The following is a 3,166-nucleotide window of genomic DNA, read 5'->3' as shown; positions in this document are numbered from 1 at the left end:
GATGCAGCCGGCGTTCGCTTACCTGCCAATCACTGCCATCGCCGCGAGCGAGAGCGGGGTGCGGCTCACCGTGGAGCACGGCCTGGCCGGCGACTGGCCGGTGTGGGTGCGAGGTGTCACCGGCATGCCCGACCTCAACCGCGACCCGCGCGCGGCGCTGCCCTGGCGTGCGAAACGGATTGATGCCGACACGCTGGAGATCAACGCGCTGTCCGGCGCCGGCCTGCAGCCGCGTGGCGGTGAGTTGGTGTACAAACTGCCGGTTGACCTGGACGGTGCAACGATCCGCGCCAACTTGCTCGATGCCAGCGGCACTCTGCTGTTGGAGATCCCGGCCACGATCATCGGCCCGGGGGCGGTCGAACTGGAGCTGACCGACGAGCAGACCGCAGCACTCAGCCACCAAGTTGCGAGCTGGACGCTCGACGTAGAGCAGGGCGGCGACGTGTACCGAGCCATCACCGGGCAGGCGCGCGTCTGGCCGGCCGGCTCACTGCCGCCATGCGACGGAAACGGCTGGATCACCGTGGGCGGCTCGCAAGGGCCGAGGGGTGCAGACGGCGCGACCGTGACCGCAGCAGAGGTCGACCCTGACGGCTATCTCGTGCTGACGATGAGCGATCACAGCGTCATCCGCAGCATGTCGCCGGTTGACCGGCCGTGGGGCACTATCACGGGCGACATCACCGAGCAGACCGACCTGATGGAGCTGCTGGGCGATCTGGGGGACAGCATCCCGACCGAGCCAGCCGACATCGGCGCAGCCACCGCGGAGCAGGGCGAGCTGGCGGATACTGCCGTACAGCCTGCCGACATCGCTGACGTGGTGCGGGACGACGACGCACGCCTGACTGACTCCCGCGCACCGACTGGCGGCGCCGGCGGCGTGCTGTCTGGCAGCTATCCCAATCCGGGGTTTGCTGTAGACATGGCAACGCAGGCTGAGCTGGAGGCCGGGCTGGCCGGGAAGGTCGATAAAGTCGCAGGCAAGGGACTGAGCACCGAGGACTACACCACTGCCGAGAAAAGCAAGCTGGCCGGGAAGCTCGACGCCACTGCCACAGCCGCAGACTCCAGCAAACTCAACGGCCAGCCTGCCAGCTACTACGCCACTGCTGCACAGGTAGGCGACATTGCCACGGCTCTCGACCTGATCAACGGAGAGGTGATCTGATGGCTATCGCAGACAAGCTGATTCACCTCGACACAACAAAGACGCTGCTGCGTGACGCGATCCGCCGCGCTGGCCACTACCTGCCTGACTCCGCGACTTTTCGCTCATATCCCTACGCTATGCTGCCCAGCGAGGCCAGTCTTGGGCTGGATTTCGTGCGGGGTGAGTACGTTGCACACAGCTGGCGAGACGGGACAGTATCGCGTGCGGGACTGTCCAACATCATGACCACTACCCGACCCAGTGGTGGTGGATATTTCGACCACCTTGGCGTGTATCAGTGGGCTGCGAATAACGTGCCCCGGATCGACCACGATCCCGCCACGCTCAGCACGTCGACCAGCAGCGTAACGCTGGCAGCAGGCTCCGTAACGCTGGCCGTGAATGTGGCGTATACGGTCGGCAGCTACGTCCGCGCTACATACGACGCCAACAACTGGATGGCCGGGCGTGTCACTGCATCCACTGGCACCAGCGTGACGCTGTGGGTTGACCGTGTAGTCGGCTCGGGGACGTATGCGAGTTGGACGGTGATTCGGGTGCTGGGCCTGTTGGTGGAGGAGAGCAGGACGAATTTGCTGACGCATTCGAGTGATTTTTCGAATTCGGTTTGGGTGAAAAGCGGATTAGCGATAACTGAAAACGCAATAACAGCGCCGGACGGCACCGATTCGGCGGACTACGCATACTCGTCGGGCAATGCCTCAATACGACACACTCTACCCGCAACTATAGGGACGACATACTCCGTTTCGGTTTGGATGATGGTCCCGCTCGGACTGAGTGTGGGTTTCTCCCTACTAAGCGGCGGCTATGGCTCGCTTGCATTAACGACTGTTCAGGGGACTGGTGCGTGGCAGCGTGTGAGTCTTACGGGCGTTGCTACTGACAGCCTTGTCCGTTTCAGTCTAGGAGGCGGCTTATCGTGGGCAGCGGGGGTAGGCATCTACATCTGGGGTGCCGACCTGCAGGCCGGCGCCTCCCCAGCATCCCACATCCCCACAACCAGCGCCCAAGTAACACGGGCTGCGGATCAGTGCGTCGTCTCCAATCTCACCGACTGGCTCGGCACCGATAACACAATCATCATCGAGCATAACGCACCGTCTGGCCGTGTGCTGCTGTCCAGCGGATCGACTGTGCTGGCTACATCGCAAGGGCCGGGCAAGCTGGCTATCGCGTACACAGCGACCGAGACACGCATCTGCCAAGCTGGCGGCAGCGTGACTACATCTGGCCCGCTGACGTTTGACACATCACTGCGCCTGCTGGCCTCGGCATCTGCATACGCTAACGCCCATATCAGCGTCGTGCAGTCGATCCCCCGCGCCCTCTCATCCGACGAATTACAGAGGATCACGGCATGACTCCCTGCTATCTACAGACAGACACCGAGGCGGGCATGTGGGCTGCTCTCACTGAGCTGGGATTCGTCTCTGAGCATGAGGGCGAGCGGTACATCACCGTCGAGCACAGCATCATCGGACAATGGTTTGATCGCACTGGCGGAACAGACGAAGAGCCGGTAATGGAGGCACTGCCGGGCTGGCACTTCAACCTGCTGCTGCCCGAGCCTCCAGCGAATTGGCCTGCCGGGGTGACGCAGCATCATCCGCAAACGCCGTGGAGGGTCTGGAGATGAAAGGCAGTAGCAAAAAACCAGCGCTGCTATCCCTGACCCTCGCAGCCGTCTGCGCTCTGGTACTGGTGACGCTGGCTGGCTGTGACGCTCAGCCACAGCCAGCCATCAAGGAAGCACTGATCGTGGTCAAGATCGTGGACACCCCAGGCCTAGACTGGCCTGCCGGCTCGGTAGCGATCACTCGCGGATCGGGCACCGGTCTGTCCACTATCGAGATACTGCGCGACCGTTACCCGGAATGCGTGACGCATGAGGTGCGGCATGTGTTTGAGGGTAAGTGGCACGACCAGCGCACTACCTGTAGGTGATGCACCACCACACACCAGCCCGCTCTTGCGGGTTTTTATTGC

4 protein-coding genes are annotated in these 3,166 nt (G+C 62.8%); all 4 read left to right on the top strand.

Annotated features, from left to right (window positions below):
- Positions 1-1,174 (top strand): hypothetical protein (locus ACNFCJ_RS23925; RefSeq protein WP_416773873.1); only part of this gene is annotated, 1,174 nt, incomplete at its 5' end.
- Positions 1,174-2,541 carry a phage head spike fiber domain-containing protein gene (locus ACNFCJ_RS23920; protein WP_416773872.1) on the top strand — a complete coding sequence of 456 codons (1,368 nt, stop codon included), beginning with the start codon at positions 1,174-1,176 and terminating at the stop codon, positions 2,539-2,541. The genes ACNFCJ_RS23925 and ACNFCJ_RS23920, both read left to right, overlap by 1 nt.
- Positions 2,538-2,816 carry a hypothetical protein gene (locus tag ACNFCJ_RS23915; RefSeq protein WP_416773871.1) on the top strand — a complete coding sequence of 93 codons (279 nt, stop codon included), beginning with the start codon at positions 2,538-2,540 and terminating at the stop codon, positions 2,814-2,816. Before ACNFCJ_RS23920 ends, ACNFCJ_RS23915 begins: the two co-directional genes overlap by 4 nt.
- Positions 2,813-3,124, top strand: coding sequence for a hypothetical protein (locus ACNFCJ_RS23910; protein ID WP_416773870.1), 312 nt, complete (start codon positions 2,813-2,815; stop codon positions 3,122-3,124). Before ACNFCJ_RS23915 ends, ACNFCJ_RS23910 begins: the two co-directional genes overlap by 4 nt.
- Positions 3,125-3,166 lie beyond the last annotated feature (42 nt).

This window comes from Pseudomonas sp. NY15364 (assembly GCF_048068235.1).
Taxonomy (GTDB): domain Bacteria; phylum Pseudomonadota; class Gammaproteobacteria; order Pseudomonadales; family Pseudomonadaceae; genus Aquipseudomonas; species Aquipseudomonas mendocina_D.
Note: the sequence above shows the minus strand (reverse complement) of the source record. Positions and strands in the feature narration are given on the sequence as shown.